At 60.5% G+C, this 16,207-nt stretch carries 22 protein-coding genes; 18 read left to right on the top strand and 4 right to left on the bottom strand.

The window, feature by feature from the left end; translation table 11 throughout:
- Positions 1 to 12: 12 nt before the first annotated feature.
- Complete coding sequence (locus tag AB0H21_RS18400) at positions 13 to 288, top strand: hypothetical protein (protein WP_358517641.1); 276 nt, start codon at positions 13 to 15, stop codon at positions 286 to 288.
- The gene (locus AB0H21_RS18395; RefSeq protein ID WP_358517639.1) at positions 288 to 509 is read left to right on the top strand and encodes a hypothetical protein; all 222 of its coding nucleotides are present in this window, start codon (positions 288 to 290) and stop codon (positions 507 to 509) included. The genes AB0H21_RS18400 and AB0H21_RS18395 overlap by 1 nt, the downstream gene beginning before the upstream one ends.
- Positions 510 to 631: 122 nt before the next feature.
- On the opposite strand, the gene AB0H21_RS18390 is transcribed toward AB0H21_RS18395, so the two are convergent.
- On the bottom strand, positions 632 to 772 hold the full coding sequence (locus AB0H21_RS18390) for a hypothetical protein (protein WP_358517637.1): 141 nt from the start codon (positions 770 to 772) through the stop codon (positions 632 to 634).
- A gap of 401 nt (positions 773 to 1,173) precedes the next feature.
- Between AB0H21_RS18390 and AB0H21_RS18385 the strand changes: the two genes are divergently transcribed.
- The 8 genes from AB0H21_RS18385 to AB0H21_RS18350 all read left to right on the top strand — a co-directional run bounded on the left by AB0H21_RS18385 (position 1,174) and on the right by AB0H21_RS18350 (position 6,006).
- Entirely contained in the window at positions 1,174 to 1,482 is a 309-nt protein-coding gene (locus AB0H21_RS18385; protein ID WP_358517635.1) for a hypothetical protein, read from the top strand.
- A gap of 235 nt (positions 1,483 to 1,717) precedes the next feature.
- The gene (locus AB0H21_RS18380) at positions 1,718 to 2,239 is read left to right on the top strand and encodes a S1 RNA-binding domain-containing protein (RefSeq protein WP_358517633.1); all 522 of its coding nucleotides are present in this window, start codon (positions 1,718 to 1,720) and stop codon (positions 2,237 to 2,239) included.
- Between the two features lie 160 nt (positions 2,240 to 2,399).
- On the top strand, positions 2,400 to 2,648 hold the full coding sequence (locus tag AB0H21_RS18375; protein WP_358517631.1) for an Imm26 family immunity protein: 249 nt from the start codon (positions 2,400 to 2,402) through the stop codon (positions 2,646 to 2,648).
- A gap of 29 nt (positions 2,649 to 2,677) precedes the next feature.
- Positions 2,678 to 3,031 carry a hypothetical protein gene (locus AB0H21_RS18370; protein ID WP_358517629.1) on the top strand — a complete coding sequence of 118 codons (354 nt, stop codon included), beginning with the start codon at positions 2,678 to 2,680 and terminating at the stop codon, positions 3,029 to 3,031.
- 330 nt (positions 3,032 to 3,361) lie between these two features.
- Positions 3,362 to 3,805: a colicin immunity domain-containing protein gene (locus tag AB0H21_RS18365; protein WP_358517627.1), complete on the top strand. Its 444-nt coding sequence runs from the start codon at positions 3,362 to 3,364 to the stop codon at positions 3,803 to 3,805.
- A 340-nt stretch (positions 3,806 to 4,145) separates the two neighbouring features.
- Positions 4,146 to 4,526, top strand: a complete 381-nt coding sequence (locus tag AB0H21_RS18360; protein WP_358517624.1) for a hypothetical protein — start codon at positions 4,146 to 4,148, stop codon at positions 4,524 to 4,526.
- A gap of 437 nt (positions 4,527 to 4,963) precedes the next feature.
- A complete protein-coding gene (locus AB0H21_RS18355) occupies positions 4,964 to 5,386 on the top strand; it encodes a hypothetical protein (RefSeq protein ID WP_358517622.1) in 423 nt (140 codons plus the stop codon).
- Positions 5,387 to 5,523: 137 nt separating this feature from the next.
- Positions 5,524 to 6,006 (top strand): SMI1/KNR4 family protein, encoded by a 483-nt coding sequence (locus tag AB0H21_RS18350; RefSeq protein ID WP_358517620.1) that lies wholly within the window; start codon positions 5,524 to 5,526, stop codon positions 6,004 to 6,006.
- Positions 6,007 to 6,557: 551 nt separating this feature from the next.
- Here AB0H21_RS18350 and AB0H21_RS18345 read toward each other — a convergent pair.
- The gene (locus tag AB0H21_RS18345) at positions 6,558 to 7,118 is read right to left on the bottom strand and encodes a DUF6461 domain-containing protein (RefSeq protein WP_358517618.1); all 561 of its coding nucleotides are present in this window, start codon (positions 7,116 to 7,118) and stop codon (positions 6,558 to 6,560) included.
- A 93-nt stretch (positions 7,119 to 7,211) separates the two neighbouring features.
- On the opposite strand from AB0H21_RS18345, the gene AB0H21_RS18340 reads away from it, so the two are divergent.
- From AB0H21_RS18340 to AB0H21_RS18315, 6 genes are all read left to right on the top strand, one after another.
- Positions 7,212 to 7,589 (top strand): ankyrin repeat domain-containing protein, encoded by a 378-nt coding sequence (locus AB0H21_RS18340; RefSeq protein WP_358517617.1) that lies wholly within the window; start codon positions 7,212 to 7,214, stop codon positions 7,587 to 7,589.
- Positions 7,590 to 7,793: 204 nt separating this feature from the next.
- Positions 7,794 to 8,708, top strand: a complete 915-nt coding sequence (locus AB0H21_RS18335) for a hypothetical protein (protein WP_358517615.1) — start codon at positions 7,794 to 7,796, stop codon at positions 8,706 to 8,708.
- 257 nt (positions 8,709 to 8,965) lie between these two features.
- Entirely contained in the window at positions 8,966 to 9,286 is a 321-nt protein-coding gene (locus AB0H21_RS18330) for a hypothetical protein (protein ID WP_358517613.1), read from the top strand.
- Positions 9,287 to 10,419: 1,133 nt separating this feature from the next.
- Positions 10,420 to 10,797 (top strand): ankyrin repeat domain-containing protein, encoded by a 378-nt coding sequence (locus AB0H21_RS18325; RefSeq protein WP_358517611.1) that lies wholly within the window; start codon positions 10,420 to 10,422, stop codon positions 10,795 to 10,797.
- A gap of 122 nt (positions 10,798 to 10,919) precedes the next feature.
- A protein-coding gene (locus AB0H21_RS18320) for an IS5 family transposase (RefSeq protein ID WP_358518036.1) occupies positions 10,920 to 11,836 on the top strand; the annotation gives its coding sequence in 2 pieces (ribosomal slippage) (positions 10,920 to 11,276 and positions 11,279 to 11,836; 915 coding nt in all).
- 278 nt (positions 11,837 to 12,114) lie between these two features.
- Positions 12,115 to 12,690, top strand: coding sequence for a 3'-5' exonuclease (locus AB0H21_RS18315; protein ID WP_358517609.1), 576 nt, complete (start codon positions 12,115 to 12,117; stop codon positions 12,688 to 12,690).
- A gap of 1,109 nt (positions 12,691 to 13,799) precedes the next feature.
- On the opposite strand, the gene AB0H21_RS18310 is transcribed toward AB0H21_RS18315, so the two are convergent.
- The gene (locus AB0H21_RS18310) at positions 13,800 to 14,105 is read right to left on the bottom strand and encodes a hypothetical protein (RefSeq protein WP_358517607.1); all 306 of its coding nucleotides are present in this window, start codon (positions 14,103 to 14,105) and stop codon (positions 13,800 to 13,802) included.
- 341 nt (positions 14,106 to 14,446) lie between these two features.
- The gene (locus AB0H21_RS18305) at positions 14,447 to 14,788 is read right to left on the bottom strand and encodes a hypothetical protein (RefSeq protein WP_358517606.1); all 342 of its coding nucleotides are present in this window, start codon (positions 14,786 to 14,788) and stop codon (positions 14,447 to 14,449) included.
- 207 nt (positions 14,789 to 14,995) lie between these two features.
- Between AB0H21_RS18305 and AB0H21_RS18300 the strand changes: the two genes are divergently transcribed.
- Both AB0H21_RS18300 and AB0H21_RS18295 read left to right on the top strand, forming a co-directional pair.
- Positions 14,996 to 15,490: a SigE family RNA polymerase sigma factor gene (locus AB0H21_RS18300; protein ID WP_358517604.1), complete on the top strand. Its 495-nt coding sequence runs from the start codon at positions 14,996 to 14,998 to the stop codon at positions 15,488 to 15,490.
- Positions 15,491 to 15,498: 8 nt separating this feature from the next.
- Entirely contained in the window at positions 15,499 to 16,128 is a 630-nt protein-coding gene (locus AB0H21_RS18295) for a hypothetical protein (protein ID WP_358517602.1), read from the top strand.
- Positions 16,129 to 16,207 lie beyond the last annotated feature (79 nt).

Here is a 16,207-nt window from a genome sequence, read left to right as displayed (position 1 = left end):
CTGCGGGACCCCGTGGGAACCAGAGCGGGGGGCGAGACGAGTGACCTCCTGGTCAACGGTGTACGGTGGGATGTCTTCTCACCAACCAGCTCTAGCGTCAAGGCAATCCTCAATAAGGTAGCCAAGAAGCACTCGCAGGTGCACGGAGGTGGCGTAATCGTGGATTTGTCCGGAACCGGACTTTCCGCGTCGGACTTCGCAAATGCCCTCGCGCGAGTTAACAGCCAAATTCGCAGCTGGGGCAAAGATAGCTTCATCAGCGACGTAAAGTTCTTCGGTGGATCGTGATGGCAAAGATGAGGTGCAAATGCGGGAATATCATCCGAGATGATGACCCCGATTATAGTATGATCCTGCTTCCCTATAGAGAGTTCGATGCGGACGTCGATGGTGCGATGCTCCTCGGAAGAGGAGTGGATGTCCGGCGCTGCAGGATCTGTAATCGTTTCTGGGTCTTCTGGGAGGAAGGCTCTGATGCTACGGAGTACCTCGAAGTTCGAGATGACTGATCGGCTAGTCATGAAGTAGTCGCAGGCGTAAGTTACTAGTGGAGTTCCATGGCGCAACACCTGTGCCCTTCCAGAGTCTCCCGGAAGGGCACAGGTGTTTTGTGTCGGTAAGGTGACCGTGACTATTCAGGTTTTTCTCCCTGGTACGGTCGGCACGGCATGAGGGTGATCTGACATGCCCCGGGAAGGTAGCCGACATCCACGAGGAACAGCATGGGCAGACCTTGCTGCACCATGCGATCGATGTCGAGATCGATGGCCACACTCAAACCGGAGATCCGCTACATGTCGATGCAACGGCATATCTGCTCGCCCGAGGGGCCGATCCAAGACGCCGATCTGAAGGGGGGCATGGCGTCACCGCCGAACACATGGCCTTCGTGCGACGGCACTGGCTGGCCACCAGCCTGATCGAAGAGTGGCTTCGCAGCCACCCGGAAGGGCCGGTCGGCGCTTGATCATAGCCGAGAGACAAAAGACATAGTTGCCGCATGCGGCTTGCGGGTCTTTCCCGTGAGCGGGGTATCGTGCAACCGCCTGGTACCCGGGGACCACAAGACATGAGCCTGCCTCGATGCAGTGGAAAATCACTGGTAGTAGTCGCTACTTGGGATACTACGACGAGTCTCGATAGCTCAACACAGGAAACGGCAGGGAGCGCATCATGGCGGATCCGGAGGAACTCGAGCGAGAGAATGGGATAGTTCTGGACGCGGTCCAGGCGCTATTGGGCCTTATCTCTCCAGATGTGATTGCCGTGGCGGTCCGCGTAGAGAAGGATCGCGTCGAGTTGAGCTTCTGGGTTCGACGCCGTACAAGCGAACTCGACGAGGACATTCAAGATGCGGTCGCTGAGATGGAAGCTCTCCTTTCTGGAGAGGGTCCTCTCATCGAGCCAAGAGTCCATGATGGAGCACCCGACCCGACGATGCTGCGTTCGTACGATCGGATGATCTACTGGGCGAAGTACTGAGCCCTGCTCGGTTCGGACAGGAATTCTGGGCGAACCGAGCAGGGCTCGCCCGCGAGTGTGACTTCCTGGCCTAGCCTGGAATGCCCCATCAGCCGCGGCTGATGGGGCATTCCAGGTATCTGACAGGAGCCGGCGGCAACGCCAGCGCAGAGGCGGCCAGGTGATCGCCATTCCTCATGTCAGGATCACTCGTTGGTGTAACGCCGATGCGGAAAGAAGGCCGAGAAGGAGCTCCATGAATGCAGAGGGAAATGGCGGTGCCGAGAGAGGCTTTCTGGAGAAGCTGGACGCTGGCCAGGTGATCAAGGGCGTGGTCTCCTCGGTAGTAGACTTCGGTGCGTTCGTCGATCTCGGCGCCACAGAAGGGCTGATAAGTGTTACGCAGCTATCCTGGAGTCCTATAGACCACCCTTCCGATGTTGTGCATGTGGGACAGGAGGTCACCTTAACCATTTTGAATATAGACCTGGAGCGCGCTCGGATCTGGCTATCGCTTAAGAGTCTGCAGCCGGATCCGTTTCAGGTTTTCGCTCGCACTCAGCTTGGCAACATCCTCCATGGCCACGTCACCAAACTGACCCCCATCGGTGTTTTCGTCAGAGTCGACAAAGATGTGGAAGGCTTGCTTCCCGCATCCGAATTCACAAGAGATGGCGCCGACCTGTCAAGACGAGCACCGAAGATAGGTGAAGGGATCATTGTGCGCGTCGCTGCAATCAACGTCGACAAACGCAGGGTTGCGTTGCAATTTCCGTGAGACAGATGGCCCCGTTCAAAAGATGGCCAGCCAGGGCGGGCTCAGATTGGCGATGTCCGGGCCGGACCCCTGGGAGTGTACTCTCGAATGATCGCGTACAGATGAACGACAACAGGTACAGGGCAGCCGGAGACACCGTTTGCTAATCAATGAATGCGATTTGCCACTCATCCCCGTAAACGAGAAGCGCTTCTGCGTCGGCCAGATCGTTCGAGTCGCAGGCCCCTCATTCCTGCTGGCCACATTCTCGACCATCGACAAGAGCACCCATCAGCCGAGTATCAACGAGATCGACCTCGACAGCCCTGTGCTAGTGGTCACCACTCTCGATGTGAGCGTAGAGTCGGGTCGCTGGAAGATCGTCGGAAACAGGACCTCATCACCGAAACCCCTCTTCCTGGAACCCTGATAAAGATTCACACATAGGAGTCCATGCAAATGTTGGCCGACTGGAGGCGTCCATTCCAGGTGTGGAATTACACAGTCAGTCATTCGACACTACTGTTGCGCAGCGTGCACGTCGAGGGATTCGACACACGCATTGACGTCGCATTTGCGAACGTCGGCCTCATGCTCCTGCGGTCGAGCTACAATAGCCTTTCCGTATTCAAAGCCGACGAGGCGGAGAAAGAGGAGCTCGCGGCACATCAACCTGTGGAGCTGGATGGAATGTCACTCTTCCTGCTGAATGATCGCACCAGCTATGTTCTCGCAGCGAATTGCGCCTGGCACGAGGACCATGGCGATCACCATACGCCTTCGCGGTTCGGTCCGTTGCGCGGAACGGAGTAAGACCACAACCGCGGCGATCATCTCGACTTCCTTCTGGCCACGATCGAGCAGACGGCCGAGGGTACACAGGGCTAACTGCTCACCAACCCGGGTGCGGGAGAGGGCGGAGATCGCCTGCGACGTTCCTGGGCGGTCGGCTCGGCTGAAGGTTTGTGACGGGGAAGGGCGAGCGGAGGCGGAGGTGTTCCGTGAGCGCACGACCCGCCTTCGCTCGGAGTGAAGAGGAGCAAATCCAGTTGTCCGCATCTCGTTCGAACTGGGTTCCATAGCCGCCTGTATGGATGTCGGCCTGGAAGCCACCATTTACGTGCGCGGCTCGCTCCTTCTCACATGAAGAATTTGAGTCAGTCCGTCGTGGGTTACGATAATAGTCCGGCAGGGAATCTGTTCGAGATTCCCGCTCGCATATTCATGATCAAGGAAGCCGGGAGTCCGAGTGTTGTGCCGATGAATCCGGAGGCTTGGTCGCGTCCTTCCGACGTTGAACCGGGGACTGGTGTTGCAGAACAGCTTTACCTAATGCGCCAGTTCGCCGGCGGGCGGTTGTCTGCCCCAGACTTCGCCAGCGCATGGTTGGCTGCACGTCGACGTGTGTTGGCCGGAGGCGAGCGCCTGCGCAAGCGATTTGACCGGGTGCTCACCAACGTCTTCTACCAGCTCGATGACTACGCAATCGACCCGGCGCTAAGAGAACCCGGAGATATGACAGATGCCGATCTAAAGCAGTACGTACAAGGCGCCCTCGACGACCTGGATGCGCTCGAGGGCAAGTAGTTCTCGCTCAAGATCTTGCAGCTTCCATCAGGATTGGCTGGCGGCCATTCAGGCTCATTTGATGAGCTAGTCTCGATCTTTCGTATGAAGGGCGGCCAGAGACTCAGGCCGCCCTTCATCGCACCGGGGCATATGTTCCAGTCAGGGGCCAGCGTCGAAAGACAACAAAGATGACTAAGACATTGAAGAGTCGTATCGTGGCTACTCGGGCATCCCTGGCCGACGATTCGGTTGAGCGATTGCATGATGCGTTGTCTCAGATCATGAGTAACATCCGGCCTCGGAGGTCCGCTCCGGCGAGGTCGGACACTGTTTCCGGATTCGACTAGGAGAACATGCGATGCGGCCCACGATGGTGCTGCTCTGCAGACCCCTGACGGCTTCCACGGTCATTACCCGCCTGAAGGCAATGGGCGAATATCAGTCAGAAGAATACTTCGACCGCCTGACGGTGGGCGACTGCGAGTTCGGGGTCGACCTTTCCGGATCGGTGATCGATGACTACGACGAGGAAGAACTGGCGGACGTGGAGCTGACCGCCGCCGAGGTACAATCCATCTTGATCGAATATCGATCCGCCTCATGCGCGAAAACGCTGCTGATTCCACTCCTGGACGGACTGACCGGATTCTTTGACACGAATTTCGGACGGATTCTGAGCTTCGACGAGGTGCGCGAGGAATTCCGACGCAATCCCGAGTGGGACTGGCGGAAACCCTGACGTTCTCCAGGCGCCAGCGGAATCAGCCTCTCGAGCGGATCACCCCGCTTCGGCGGAATTTCGGCAGGGACCCGGGTCAGGTAGGAAACATGGGTCCCGCTCGTCCCGTCTATGCCCGCCGGCGGCCCTGTTCGCCCGATCAGCGGGCGATTCGGGGCGCGTTGGTTCGTTCGTGGAGTGTACGGTGGTAGATGGTAGGGATACGCCGACGATGCGGGCGCTGAAAGATCACTTCAGAGGCTGATGGCCCTTTACCGGGAGGCGGAGGCCCTCAACTACGCGGTCATCAAGGTTTTTAGGAGATGAGGCGAGAAACCCGGTCGATGTAAACGATCCCGTAAACCAACTCTCCCGATCCGAAGGAAGGTCGTTTCGTGACGATCGGACTCATTCGGTACGTCGTTGCCACTCTCCGCGTCTCACCGAAAGGAGCGGAAATGAGCAAGGACGTAATGGTGGGTTTTCGGTTTAATTCCGATGTTGATTTCGAGGCGATACTCGACCATCTTGAAACCATCGGGTGGACTTGCCTGCGGGACGGGGTCGTTATGTACATGGTCGACGACTACGACTGGAAGGACCTGCCGCCCGACCGTATCGGCAACGCGAGGCGGGAAATCAGAAGATCCTATGATGCCGGGGAAGTCGTTGCTCTGTCCATGAAGCTACCCGGTGAGGAAATCTACGGGAATCTCGTGTTCCATGCCGACAGGAGTTCGGTGTCGTTCATTCCCCTACTGGATTATCGGGTCATTACCGGCGCTCCTCGATGGGTCGATTTGAGCTGGTACATCGAAAGGCTGGCCACTTCCCTTGAGGATTTCACCTTGACCGGCATCACCGCCTCCGATGAATTGTGAGGCCGCCGCCCTCGATCGTATACATGAGCGGCAGGGCTCCTCGGAACAGTGAGATGGTGCCGGTGTCGGACTCGCCTAAATCAATTGTGTCATTACTGGAGGCTGGGCTGGCTGACGACGTCACCGTCCGATCGGAAATGAGTAGGTTCGTCCATAATTTGATAGAAATGGGCGTCACCTGCTCGCATCAGATAAGCGGATGCACCGTCAAAGAAGTCGAGGAGGTCGTGAGGTATGCGGGAGATTTTCGGCTTCCCGATCACTACCTGGCCTTCCTGAGCCTGATGGGGCACGGAGCAGGCCAGCTGTTCCGTGGAACTTCGATCTACTATCCTGAGCCTTTAGAGCTCAATGATTATGCGCGCGAATTCGCGGAGGACGACGACCCGGACCTGGTGACCGAAGGCCGATTCTTCTTCGCCCACCATCAGGGGTACCAGCTATACTACTTCGACTCCCAACACGACGGCGTGTTCATGCATTCGGAGGGAGAAGGACAGGCTCGACTAATAGCAGTAGACTTCATGAGGCTCTTGCAGCAGGAAGCGACCTGCCAGGCGGGCGCATCCGTTACGGGGTATACGGGCAAGGAATGCGAATGTGCCGGCACATCTCGATGAAACCAGAGAACTACATTTGCGGACCACCGCTCGACAGTACGCACGCGGACATTGGCCTGGGCGTCAAGGTCGGCGGTGGACAGCGGCAGATGCAGGTGCCGGTCGGCTCAGTCCAGCAAGGGGACCGGCCAGTCGCCGGGGCGCCCCGGCGAGGCCGGGCGGTGGTACCGGGGCTGACCGCCGTCCGGGTGGGGCGGGGTGAACGGACGACGGATCGGATGGGCGGGGACCGCGGTACCGTGGTCGACCCGCACCACAGCCACGACATCTACGCCATCACCGCACCGGTCCTGATGGAAGCCGCCGAGCGGATCTTGGCCGAGCGTGGCCGGGCCGCCCGGCCTCGTCACCGCCGGGGGGATCTTCGACGCCGAAGGCGGCACGGTGCGAATCGGAGGAGCGAGTGCCGGACATCTCGCATTCTGTGCCCCGCTCCTACGAAGCTCTCCTCGGAAGCGCCTTGCGAGGAGCATGTCGCCGATGTGGCAGCTCAGCCGGAAGATCCTGCGGAGAAGGCAGGGATAGCCACCACTGGCGCAGCCTCGCCGGTTTCAGGTCAAGCGGAAGCTCTGGTGTTCGGCACCGAGCCAGGATGCGTCGAATGGATGGCCGGTCAAGCGTTGGATGAGGACAAAGGTGGCCAGTCGGTATTGGCCGTCATTGTCGGCGGTGCCTTCGCCGAGGGGGAGGCCTGCCAGGTACGGAATCAGCACGTGGGGGTCTTCTCCTGACCAGTGGTCGCGTCGCCCCATGGCCGGTTCGAATCTGACCAGCAGCCGGCCGTCGGCAGCGTATGTGAAGCGGCTGACGCCGTTGATGTTCTTTTGGTAGTTCACAGCCTGACGGCCGCCAGTTGACAGGGCTACCAGGGTCTGTTTGTCCCCGCCCCGCCAGGTCAGCTGCTCCAGGGCGAGAGTCCAGCCCCCTAGGCGGCCGATGAGGACAGCATTGTCTTCAATGAACGGCCAGGTGGCACACTCAGCCGACGACACGTCGGCACCCAGACCATGGGCTACCTTCAGCACGTCCTGCTCACTGCACCAGGTACCACAGAAGTTGGACAACAGCCCGTATGGCTGTAGCACGTCGTCCTCAAACTTGGTCGAGTCCATCCTGTTCATCCTCCATGGGCGAAAAGCTCGCTTCCGACGATCTAGGGGTAGGTACCGGCCGGCTGACGCGAACTGCCGAAGCGCCCCAACATCATGCAAGCCGTAACACCTGGTAGGTGGCACTCAATGACGAATATGAGTCCTGCTCATATGGCAGTCGAGTTGTCGGATCTCGATGCCCTCCGTGAGCTGCTCGACGCCGGAGCCGACATCCACGAGGAACAGCATGGGCAGACCCTGCTGCACCATGCGATCGATGTCGAGATCGATGGCCACACTCAAACCGGAGATCCGCTACATGTCGATACGACGGCATATCTGCTCGCCCGAGGGGCCGATCCAAGACGCCGATCTGAAGGGGGGCATGGCGTCACCGCCGAACACATGGCCTTCGTGCGACGGCACTGGCTGGCCACCAGCCTGATCGAAGAGTGGCTTCGCAGCCACCCGGAAGGGCCGGTCGGCGCTTGATCGTAGCTGAGAGACAAAAGACATAGTTGCCCCCTGCGGCTTGCGGGTCTTTCCCGTGAGCGGGGTATCGTGCAACCGCCTGGTACCCGGGGACCACAAGACATGAGCCTGCCTTCGATGCACTGGGAAATCACTGGTGGTAGTCGCTATTTGGGATACTACGACGAGTCTCGATAGCTCAACACAGGAAACATGCAGGGAGCGGTGGAGATGACATCCGGGTTCCAGGAGATCGTGCCACACAGCGGGACTTCCGAGGTTCTATTGGGGGAAGATCGCGCCGCTCTGCGGGAAAGACTTGGCGATCGAGAGACCTTTCGCAAGGGCAAGGCGACTGCACAGCTGTCCGACCATTATTCAGCTCATGGTCTGATCCTCCATTTCGACGACGACAGCAAGCTGCACTCCATTGAGTTCACACCACCCTCGGATCCCCACCTCTACAGCGCTCGACTGCTCGGTGTTTCGCACAGCTCAGTCCTGCAGCGACTCGCTGAACGGAACATCCGTGTCGAGCCAGAGGACGTAGGCTGGGGCCTTACAGACCTGGACATATCGCTTTTCGTATCAAGCATTAGCGAGCCTGAAAGTCCGATCGAGGCTGTGACGATGTACAGCAAGGGACATCGAGCGTTCAATCTTGAATTTTTTAATTCTCAGAGTCCAGGAATTGGCCGAGTGCATCAAATTATTCCTCGTGAGGGCCTTACGAGTCTCCGGCTAGGCGATCTTCGAGATGATGTACATGAAGCACTTGGCCCTGGCATGACATGGCTCTCCGGCCCCGGCCCCACCATATCTGATCGCTTCTTAGAAGAAGGGCTGGATGTAGGTTACGACGACCACGGCCGGATAATTCGAATCATCGCATCACCTCCCGCGCTTGCGATATTCGAAGGAGTCGACTTACTATCTCTGAACTATCGGGATGCCGCATCCGAGATGCTGGCACGCGGCCATCGGATCGATGAGAAAGAAGGAGAGATCCATCTCGCCGACCTGGGGTTCAGCATATGGACCGCCCGAATCGGAGATGACACTCTACCGGTATGTGCGGTCGCGTTCAGCGCAATGTCCGGGAAGTCTCGAATCACCCTTCATCAACCGACCATGCCGTGACGCGATACGAGGTACCATCTGCAGATTGTCAACACCGCAGTCTACCTATTCCTGAAGCCTGAACCAGATTCACACTCAGGAGTCCCATGCGAATGTTGGTCGACTGGAGGCGAGGGATTCGACACGCACTGAGGTCGCATTCACGAACGTCGGGCTCATGCTTCTACGGTCGAGCTACGACAGCCTTTCCATATCAACTTTCGAGCCAGAATCGCCGGAAGCGGGAGGAGAGTCGGCACAATAGTGGTGATACCCAAGTGAGCAAGTTCCACTGCGTGTGTGGAAATCTTATCCGGATCAGCGGCCTTATCCCGAATCCGGACGAGTGGAAGATTATTTCCGATATCGACTTCGACCACTTCGAGGGTCTGGTTGACGCGGAGAACGTCTACGCATCCAGTACATCCATGTTTCGCTGTAGGAATTGCGGCTGTCTTTGGGTGTACTGGGATGGTTTCGATAACCCACCTCAGCTTTACACGCCAAGCTGCCCAAGCCTAGCCAGAGCAGCGCAGCGCTCATATCTTGACAAAATCGAGAGGAGGGCCGGGTCAGCCGACCCTCTTCTCACACTTTGACACGCACCCGTTTCTGCTCGCTCCAGCGTGTAGTGGGGCTCTCAGCGATCCTCACCACACTGCACGAGCAGAATATAGAGTCGACGGCCCATGATCGGAGCTCCATGTCCGGCTTGGAAAGAGCATCTACAGACATAATCGATTGCCGAAACCGAATTGCAGATCGAGTATGTGACCAGCTGAACCTGGCAGGCCTCACCGCCTTCAGAGCACTAGATTCCACAGAAAACCGCGGTGCGGAGGTCGAAGTCGATCAAGGAGACGATGACGCCGGCGGTGTCTACGTCACCTGGCGGCCAGACCCCCAAGTCTCCCGCGACGTAGCTGATCTCGTACGGGCCAGCCGGACGGACCACCCACTGATTCGATATTCGGAAGCTATCATCAGGTCGATGCGCGACGCCATCGCCGGGATCCTAACTTCGGCCGGCTTCTCCGTAGAGATCGACACGGACGATATGCGCCCATTCGCTGTTCTAGTTGTCCGCGAGCCATCCAGCGAGTGAGCCTTTACAATCAAGGGAACCAGGAGACCGAGCGTTGTGCCGATGAATCCCCAGGCGAGTGCACCGCTTCACGCCAGCGAATCGGAGAGGCAAGTGCCGATCGTCGCGTTCGACGGCTTCCGGGCATATCTCTGGGACCACCTGCCCGAGGCCAGAGGGCTACTCCAGGCGATCGCCGAAGAAGAGGCCGAGGAGGCCGCCGAGCTTGAGGTTCCCGTGAGTGAAGCCGAAACCGTGGAGGGTCTTTCATCCGGCTCTCGAACGAAGGGACGAGAAGGCCGTCAGGCGCTGCTACACCGTTCTGGAAGACCTTCTGGGGCATGGCGACGAGAATCTTGTGCAGTGCCTGGAGGTGCGTGTGGTCGCCTGGCTGGCGTCTGCCGACTGGAGCTCCGAAAGCCGGGTGTACGCCGGCGAACGGCTGAGAGCACGTTTGATCACGTGAGGTCGTCCATCACCGTACGGACAAGACACCTCAGTTGGATCGTCCATGCACTCAATCATGGACTTGACGCTGGCGGGGCAGGCCAGTCGGCGGCACCCAGTCGATCAGGATGCACGTAGCGTCTAACTTGGGGTGGACACCGAGGGCTTACCGCGAACTGCGTCGCGAAGCGCCCCAACATCATGCAAGCCGTAACACCTGGTAGGTGGCACTCCATGACGGATATGAGTCCTGCTCATATGGCAGTCGAGTTGTCGGATCTCGATGCTCTGCGCGAGCTACTCGATGCAGGAGCCGACATCCACGAGGAGCACCACGGTCTGACCTTGCTACATCACGCGATCGACGTCGAGATCGATGGCCACAATCAGACCGGAAGCCCACTTCATGTCGATATGACAGCCTACTTACTCGCTCGAGGGGCCGACCCGAGGCGTCGATCTGGCGGAGGGAGTGGGGTTTCGGCTGAACACCTGGCATTTGTAGAAGGGCATTGGCTGGCCACCAGCCTGATCGAAGAGTGGCTTCGAAGCCACCCGGAAGGGCCGACCGGCGCTTGATCGTAGCTGAGAGACAACAGACATAGTTGCCGCATGCGGCTTGCGGATCTTCTCAGCACCCGGGGTATAATGCGCCCCGCCTAGGGCATGTCCCGTGGATCTTTAATGGCGGTTTGGTGTAGATCAGTACGGTGGGTGATCGCCTGAATCGTCATGACCTGTCCGAGGAGGAGTGGCAGTGCCTATCGCCGCTGCTGCCGGTCAATCCGCGTCAGGGCGGCCGCTGGGCCGATCACCGGCTGGTGATCAACGGGGTCTTCTTCCGGACCCGGACCGGCTGCCCGTGGCGGGACCTGCCCGAGTGTTACGGAAACTGGAAGACGGTCTACAACCGGCATCGCCGCTGGTCATTGGACGGCACCTGGGCGGTGATCCTTGATCGGCTGCGGGCGGGATGCGACGAGGCCGAAGGCAAGGACTGGACGGTCGGCGTCGACTCCACCATCGTCCGTGCGCATCATCACGCGGCCGGGGCGCATCACCTGCCGCCCGCGGACTTCCCGGTAAAGGGGACGGCGTAGATCACGAATCGGCCAAGAACCGTGAAGGGCTCGGGCGCTCTCGTGGCGGCCTGACCACGAAGATCCATCTGGCCGCCGATCGGCGGTGCCGGCCCATCGCCCGGCTCACCAGCGCCGGGCAGCGGGGCGACAGCCCGTACTTCATCCGGGTGATGGGGTCCATTCGAATTCTCCGTCGCGGCCTTGGCCGGCCTCGCCGAAGGCCCGCGCGTGCCCTGGCCGATAAGGCGTACTCTTCGCGCGGCAACCGCGCCTACCTGCGGCGACGCGGCATCCGCGGGGTCATCCCGGAGAAGAGGGATCAGCAGGCCAACCGTCTGAAGAAAGGTCGCAAGGGTGGTCGGCCACCGGCGTTCGACGTCGACCGATACAAAGAGCGCAACACCGTCGAACGCTGCATCGGCAAACTCAAGGCCTTCCGTGCCGTGGCCATGCGCTTCGACAAGCGCGAGCGGATCTACCAGGGCACCATCGACGTAGCCTCGATCAAGATCTGGCTCCGGGACCCAGTTCCCTGATCCAAAGGACACGGCCTAGTACCCCCGGGGAACCGCAAGTCATGAGATCACCTTTCGTCGCTGTGGGTGTGGGTCGTCGCTTCTCGGGTTCGCGGTCGGAGAAGCAGCGGCGCAGGATGATCGCCGAGCAACTCTCCTGTGTTGACGGTCGGGCGAACTGGCGGCTCTTGATCAGCTCAGGACGCACACCCCACGGGCGGAGCGGAAATCGCGTTGAACTCCCCGAGAGGCGGGCCCTAGCCTCGCGGAGGTGGATCTTCGTGACCTGAGGTCGGATCATGCTTTCGAACGGTGAATTCGAGCGGCGTTACCTAAACGTCGTGGACGTCGAGGCGACGTGCTGGGAGGGCAAGCCGCCACGCGGTCAGGTTTCGGAGATCATCGAGATCGGGCTGTGCGTCGTCGACTTCACGCTCCGGCGGCGGGTGGCGAAGCACAGCGTCATCGTCCGCCCGGCCCGCTCGAAGGTCAGCGGGTTCTGCACGGAGCTGACCGGCCACACCCAGGAGACCGTGGACGTCGGCATCCCCTTCGCCGACGCCTGCCGCATCCTCACGGACGTCCACGACTCCCGCACGCGCCCGTGGGCGAGTTGGGGCGACTACGACCGCAGGCAGTTCGAACGCCAATGCGCGGCCGAGGGAACGCCCTATCCGTTCCATCCGGACCACACCAACGCGAAGAAGGTGTTCGCCGAGGCGAACGGCCTGCCCCGAGGCGTCGGAATGGCCCGCGCCCTGACCATGAGCGACCTCCCCCTGGACGGCCGCCACCATTCAGGCGCCGACGACGCCTGGAACATCGCGGCCCTGATACTGCGCCTCATTCACGTCGGCCACTGGCCGTCGCCATAGCCAACGACGGCACCACGTCCCCACTGATTCCGGCGTACCCGCGAATATCACGGTGTGGAATCCAACCCGGCCGCCGAAAGCGCAGGTAGCCCGCCAGTTTACCCCGCAGAGAAGAAACCGGAAACCCGCAATAGAGGATGTACCTTTGGTACTCGAAAGCATGTCCGTAATCAGACAGGGACCCCTGCCTCGCTATGTGTGCATGTTCCCCGGATAGACACGCGGTAAATGCGGAGCCATAATACAACCAAAACTACACTCCGTATCCTTCGATCGACCTCACCCTTTGTAGCTGGGGTCACAACGACGGCACGTGTGATCACCGAGCGGAAGCCAACGGTACGATCTATCACTACTGTTAAGCTTCTTCGCGACGTGAAGGACTGAGGATGCTGACGCGAATGAGCAGTAAGGTCAAGAACTCGCTCGTAGTCGCAGGTACCGCCCTTTTAGTAGTTCTACACTTGCTGGACGGGCTTTTTGGATTCGCGCATCTCAATGACGTAAAGGTGCATTACCCTTGGGGGCAGGTCATTACTGAGGCCGGGCCGGGTCCCAGCCTGCTCAACATTGCCTACGCCCTCGTGCATCTAGTTGGGACCGCCTTTCTCATTACGGGAACCGTGCTTGTGTTCAGGGGGCAAGTCGCCAGGTCGCGTATCGCTTACATATCGGCGGCTATATGCGCTCTATTGCCAAGCCCTGTACTGGGCCTGGCCTGCCTCGCATTTGGCGCAGTTGTGACGGGAACCCGGAGTGGCACGGGTCAGCAGCCTCGGTAGTACCCCAATGGTCAATATGTCGCCCGGCAACCCATGTGGTTGCCGGGCGCATCGACTCGGGCGCGGGCCGGTCTCTGTCTCCAGGCAGGTGAAGGTGAAGGCGGCCAGGTCACGGACGTCGATAGGTTGAATCGGTTTGGCAGGGTCGCCTGGAGCGAGGACCTGGCCGCCTTGCTCGATACCGCTTGAGCCAGCAGGTCAGGCGGCCGACGTTCTCGTGTGGCCCCAGAATTACTTCGGGGCGGAGGATGGTGACCGTCCCGGTGAAAACGAACCCCGGTTCGAGTAGGCGGGCCCGCCTACGTTAGTCGGCGCGTGGACGGGCGACTAACACCACACCACGCTGCTGGAAAGGATGTTCCAGTACGGGGGGACGACCCAGTCCACCCACCTCTGCCGCTGCCAGTATCGGTATGTGTGCCTGAGCGGCAGCGAACTCGTGTAGTACGAAGCGCGCTCACCGGCGAACACCTCTCTGATCCCCGAATCGGGGTAGTAGGTGTCGCTGTTGCAAGCCGGGCCGGACCCTTGGGACGGGGTGAGCCCAGTGGTGGAGACCAGCGAGTCGCCGACGCACATGGCCACCCGACTCTCCAGGTAGACCAGCCCGATCGGGCGATTCTCCTCCACCATCCAGTAGTTGTACGTGTGGCGACCTACAGGAACACTCCCCACGCGCCACGAGGTCAGGGCGTACGGCCGCCCGATGCCTGGCGGTTGACTGAATCCACCCGCGTAGCACAGGGGATCGACGGCGGCCCGCACGGCCGGCTCGGCCGACGCGGGACTCGCCACCAGTGCGGAGACAATGAGGCCGAGCGCGAAGCCTGCGGCGAGTAGTACGGCCCTGAGACGATGGCTGTGGTGAACGATACGCACGGGCTGCCTCTCTTGTAGAGACGGGCGCATGGTCTGGACATCAACTCCATCAGCATAGAAATCGCACTACCGCTTGTAAACAATTTGTTTCGCGGTCAGACCTCCACGGCCACGCCAGGATCATGGCACACAAAATGGATTTCCTCGTGCTCTAATTTCGGTCGCCCAGCACGGTCATGGTTCACACCCCGTGTACGCGTTCCTGGCTGAATCACGTCGAAACCCGCGGCCGCGGTGGTCGAAGCCTCGAGAACCACTTCATCAACCAGCCATGCCGTAACGCGAGGCCACTCGTGCCTCGGCAGGCAAGATGCGAGCGCGTTCGTCGACGACCGGCCTCGTGAAAGCAGCAACGCCGCCTCCCTTTCGGTGAGCACCAGGTGCAGATTCGGACTGATGTCCCTGCTGTTGGCCACCACGCCGATGTGGATCGCCATGGGCAGCCCTCTGCTGTTCCCTACCGAGCGCAGTGGCCGCTATCCCGGTCCTGTCGGGGCTCATGGGATCGATGAGGGCTCCACTCCGGTTTTCGGCAGGAGCGGCCGGGGCCGGGGCCGTGACGCTGGCGAGGAAACCGTAGAAGCCGGGCAACCATCGGAGAGGCCCAGGTTGTTATACATGCGGACGCGAAGCAGGGGTGAGGGATGGATGAACCAGAGGGATTCCGCGAGTTCGTGGCCGGACGAACCGATCGCCTCATGAAGGTTGCGTTCCTGCTGACCGGCGACCATCACCTGGCGGAAGACCTGGTCCAGGCGACGCTGGTCCGGACATGGCGCAAATGGCGGCAGGTCGGCACAGACGGGCAGGTCGACGCCTACGTGAACAGAATACTGGTGACGACCTACCTGTCCTGGCGACGCCGACGGTGGTGGGGCGAAGTACCGTCCGTGCTGTACGACCACGACGTGGCCGCAGCCGATGACCCGTACGACCGGGCACTGGTCGCTGACGATCTCAAGCGTGACCTCGCCGCACTGCCTCCCCGGCAGCGCGCGGTGATCGTATTGCGTTACTACCTCGATCTCTCGGAGAGCGACACCGCCACCATTCTTGGTTGCAGCATCGGAACGGTGAAGAGCCAGAATCACAAGGCACTCGCCCGGCTGAGATCACTCACTACCGACGTACTCGAGTGAGGAATCGGATGGATGACGACGAGATTTCGCGACTGCGCGGGCAACTGCGTCAGCTCGCGGACCAGGTGACCGCTCCCCCGGAGTCGGTGGAGCGAGTCTCCACGATGGTCCGGAGGCGCCGGCGTACACAGATGGCCGCCACGGCCGGTTTCAGTCTCACGTTCCTCGTCGTCGCGGTCGTCTGGGCGGGATTCGGCTCGCGGATGGGATCGGACGACTCGGCGACAATGACGACGAGGACCACGCTGCCCCCGAACGCGACGGAGTGCTCCCCTACCCCGCAGATCCCGGATCCGGGGTCACCTGGGATTCCCGGCATCCCCGAAGGTGCGCAGGAGATGATCGCCTGCCGATATCGTTCCCTCACGTCCAGCATGGTGGATGCACCGCTGGTCGCATCGGTCCAGATCATCGGCGGCGAGGCACGCGACCTGGTGGCGGCGATTCGCGACAGTCCCGTCTCAACGGCACCACGGCGAAGATGTCCCGCACCGGACACGTGGGAGACGTGGCGAATACGCGCCACGAGCGGGCAGGAAACCGTCCTGCTGGTTCAGCTCTGGTCCTGCGAGCACATCACCGACGGGACCCGGGCGGTGGAAATTCCTCCACGGGCCCGAGAGGGCCTGGCGGGCTGAGCGCGGCGCGCCGCCATCGCCAGGTGGCGAGCGACGGCCGGTTCATCGAGCCCTTGTCGGCCGAGATCGGCGGACGCCA

Origin of the sequence: Sphaerisporangium sp. NPDC051011 (assembly GCF_040653595.1) — a bacterium.
Lineage (GTDB): Bacteria > Actinomycetota > Actinomycetes > Streptosporangiales > Streptosporangiaceae > Sphaerisporangium.
The sequence above is the reverse complement of the archived record's forward strand: the minus strand, read 5'-3'. Positions and strand labels throughout refer to the sequence as shown.

What these genes read in the sequence shown, in the direction of transcription:
- AB0H21_RS18395 (WP_358517639.1), top strand. Translation starts at nt 288, where the DNA reads ATGGCAAAGATGAGGTGCAAATGCGGGAATATCATCCGAGATGATGAC.
- AB0H21_RS18385 (WP_358517635.1), top strand. Translation starts at nt 1,174, where the DNA reads ATGGCGGATCCGGAGGAACTCGAGCGAGAGAATGGGATAGTTCTGGAC.
- AB0H21_RS18380 (WP_358517633.1), top strand. Translation starts at nt 1,718, where the DNA reads ATGAATGCAGAGGGAAATGGCGGTGCCGAGAGAGGCTTTCTGGAGAAG.
- AB0H21_RS18370 (WP_358517629.1), top strand. Translation starts at nt 2,678, where the DNA reads ATGTTGGCCGACTGGAGGCGTCCATTCCAGGTGTGGAATTACACAGTC.
- AB0H21_RS18365 (WP_358517627.1), top strand. Translation starts at nt 3,362, where the DNA reads ATGAAGAATTTGAGTCAGTCCGTCGTGGGTTACGATAATAGTCCGGCA.
- AB0H21_RS18360 (WP_358517624.1), top strand. Translation starts at nt 4,146, where the DNA reads ATGCGGCCCACGATGGTGCTGCTCTGCAGACCCCTGACGGCTTCCACG.
- AB0H21_RS18355 (WP_358517622.1), top strand. Translation starts at nt 4,964, where the DNA reads ATGAGCAAGGACGTAATGGTGGGTTTTCGGTTTAATTCCGATGTTGAT.
- AB0H21_RS18350 (WP_358517620.1), top strand. Translation starts at nt 5,524, where the DNA reads ATGAGTAGGTTCGTCCATAATTTGATAGAAATGGGCGTCACCTGCTCG.
- AB0H21_RS18345 (WP_358517618.1), bottom strand. Translation starts at nt 7,118, where the DNA reads ATGGACTCGACCAAGTTTGAGGACGACGTGCTACAGCCATACGGGCTG.
- AB0H21_RS18340 (WP_358517617.1), top strand. Translation starts at nt 7,212, where the DNA reads ATGCAAGCCGTAACACCTGGTAGGTGGCACTCAATGACGAATATGAGT.
- AB0H21_RS18325 (WP_358517611.1), top strand. Translation starts at nt 10,420, where the DNA reads ATGCAAGCCGTAACACCTGGTAGGTGGCACTCCATGACGGATATGAGT.
- AB0H21_RS18315 (WP_358517609.1), top strand. Translation starts at nt 12,115, where the DNA reads ATGCTTTCGAACGGTGAATTCGAGCGGCGTTACCTAAACGTCGTGGAC.
- AB0H21_RS18310 (WP_358517607.1), bottom strand. Translation starts at nt 14,105, where the DNA reads ATGGTGGAGGAGAATCGCCCGATCGGGCTGGTCTACCTGGAGAGTCGG.
- AB0H21_RS18305 (WP_358517606.1), bottom strand. Translation starts at nt 14,788, where the DNA reads ATGGCGATCCACATCGGCGTGGTGGCCAACAGCAGGGACATCAGTCCG.
- AB0H21_RS18300 (WP_358517604.1), top strand. Translation starts at nt 14,996, where the DNA reads ATGGATGAACCAGAGGGATTCCGCGAGTTCGTGGCCGGACGAACCGAT.
- AB0H21_RS18295 (WP_358517602.1), top strand. Translation starts at nt 15,499, where the DNA reads ATGGATGACGACGAGATTTCGCGACTGCGCGGGCAACTGCGTCAGCTC.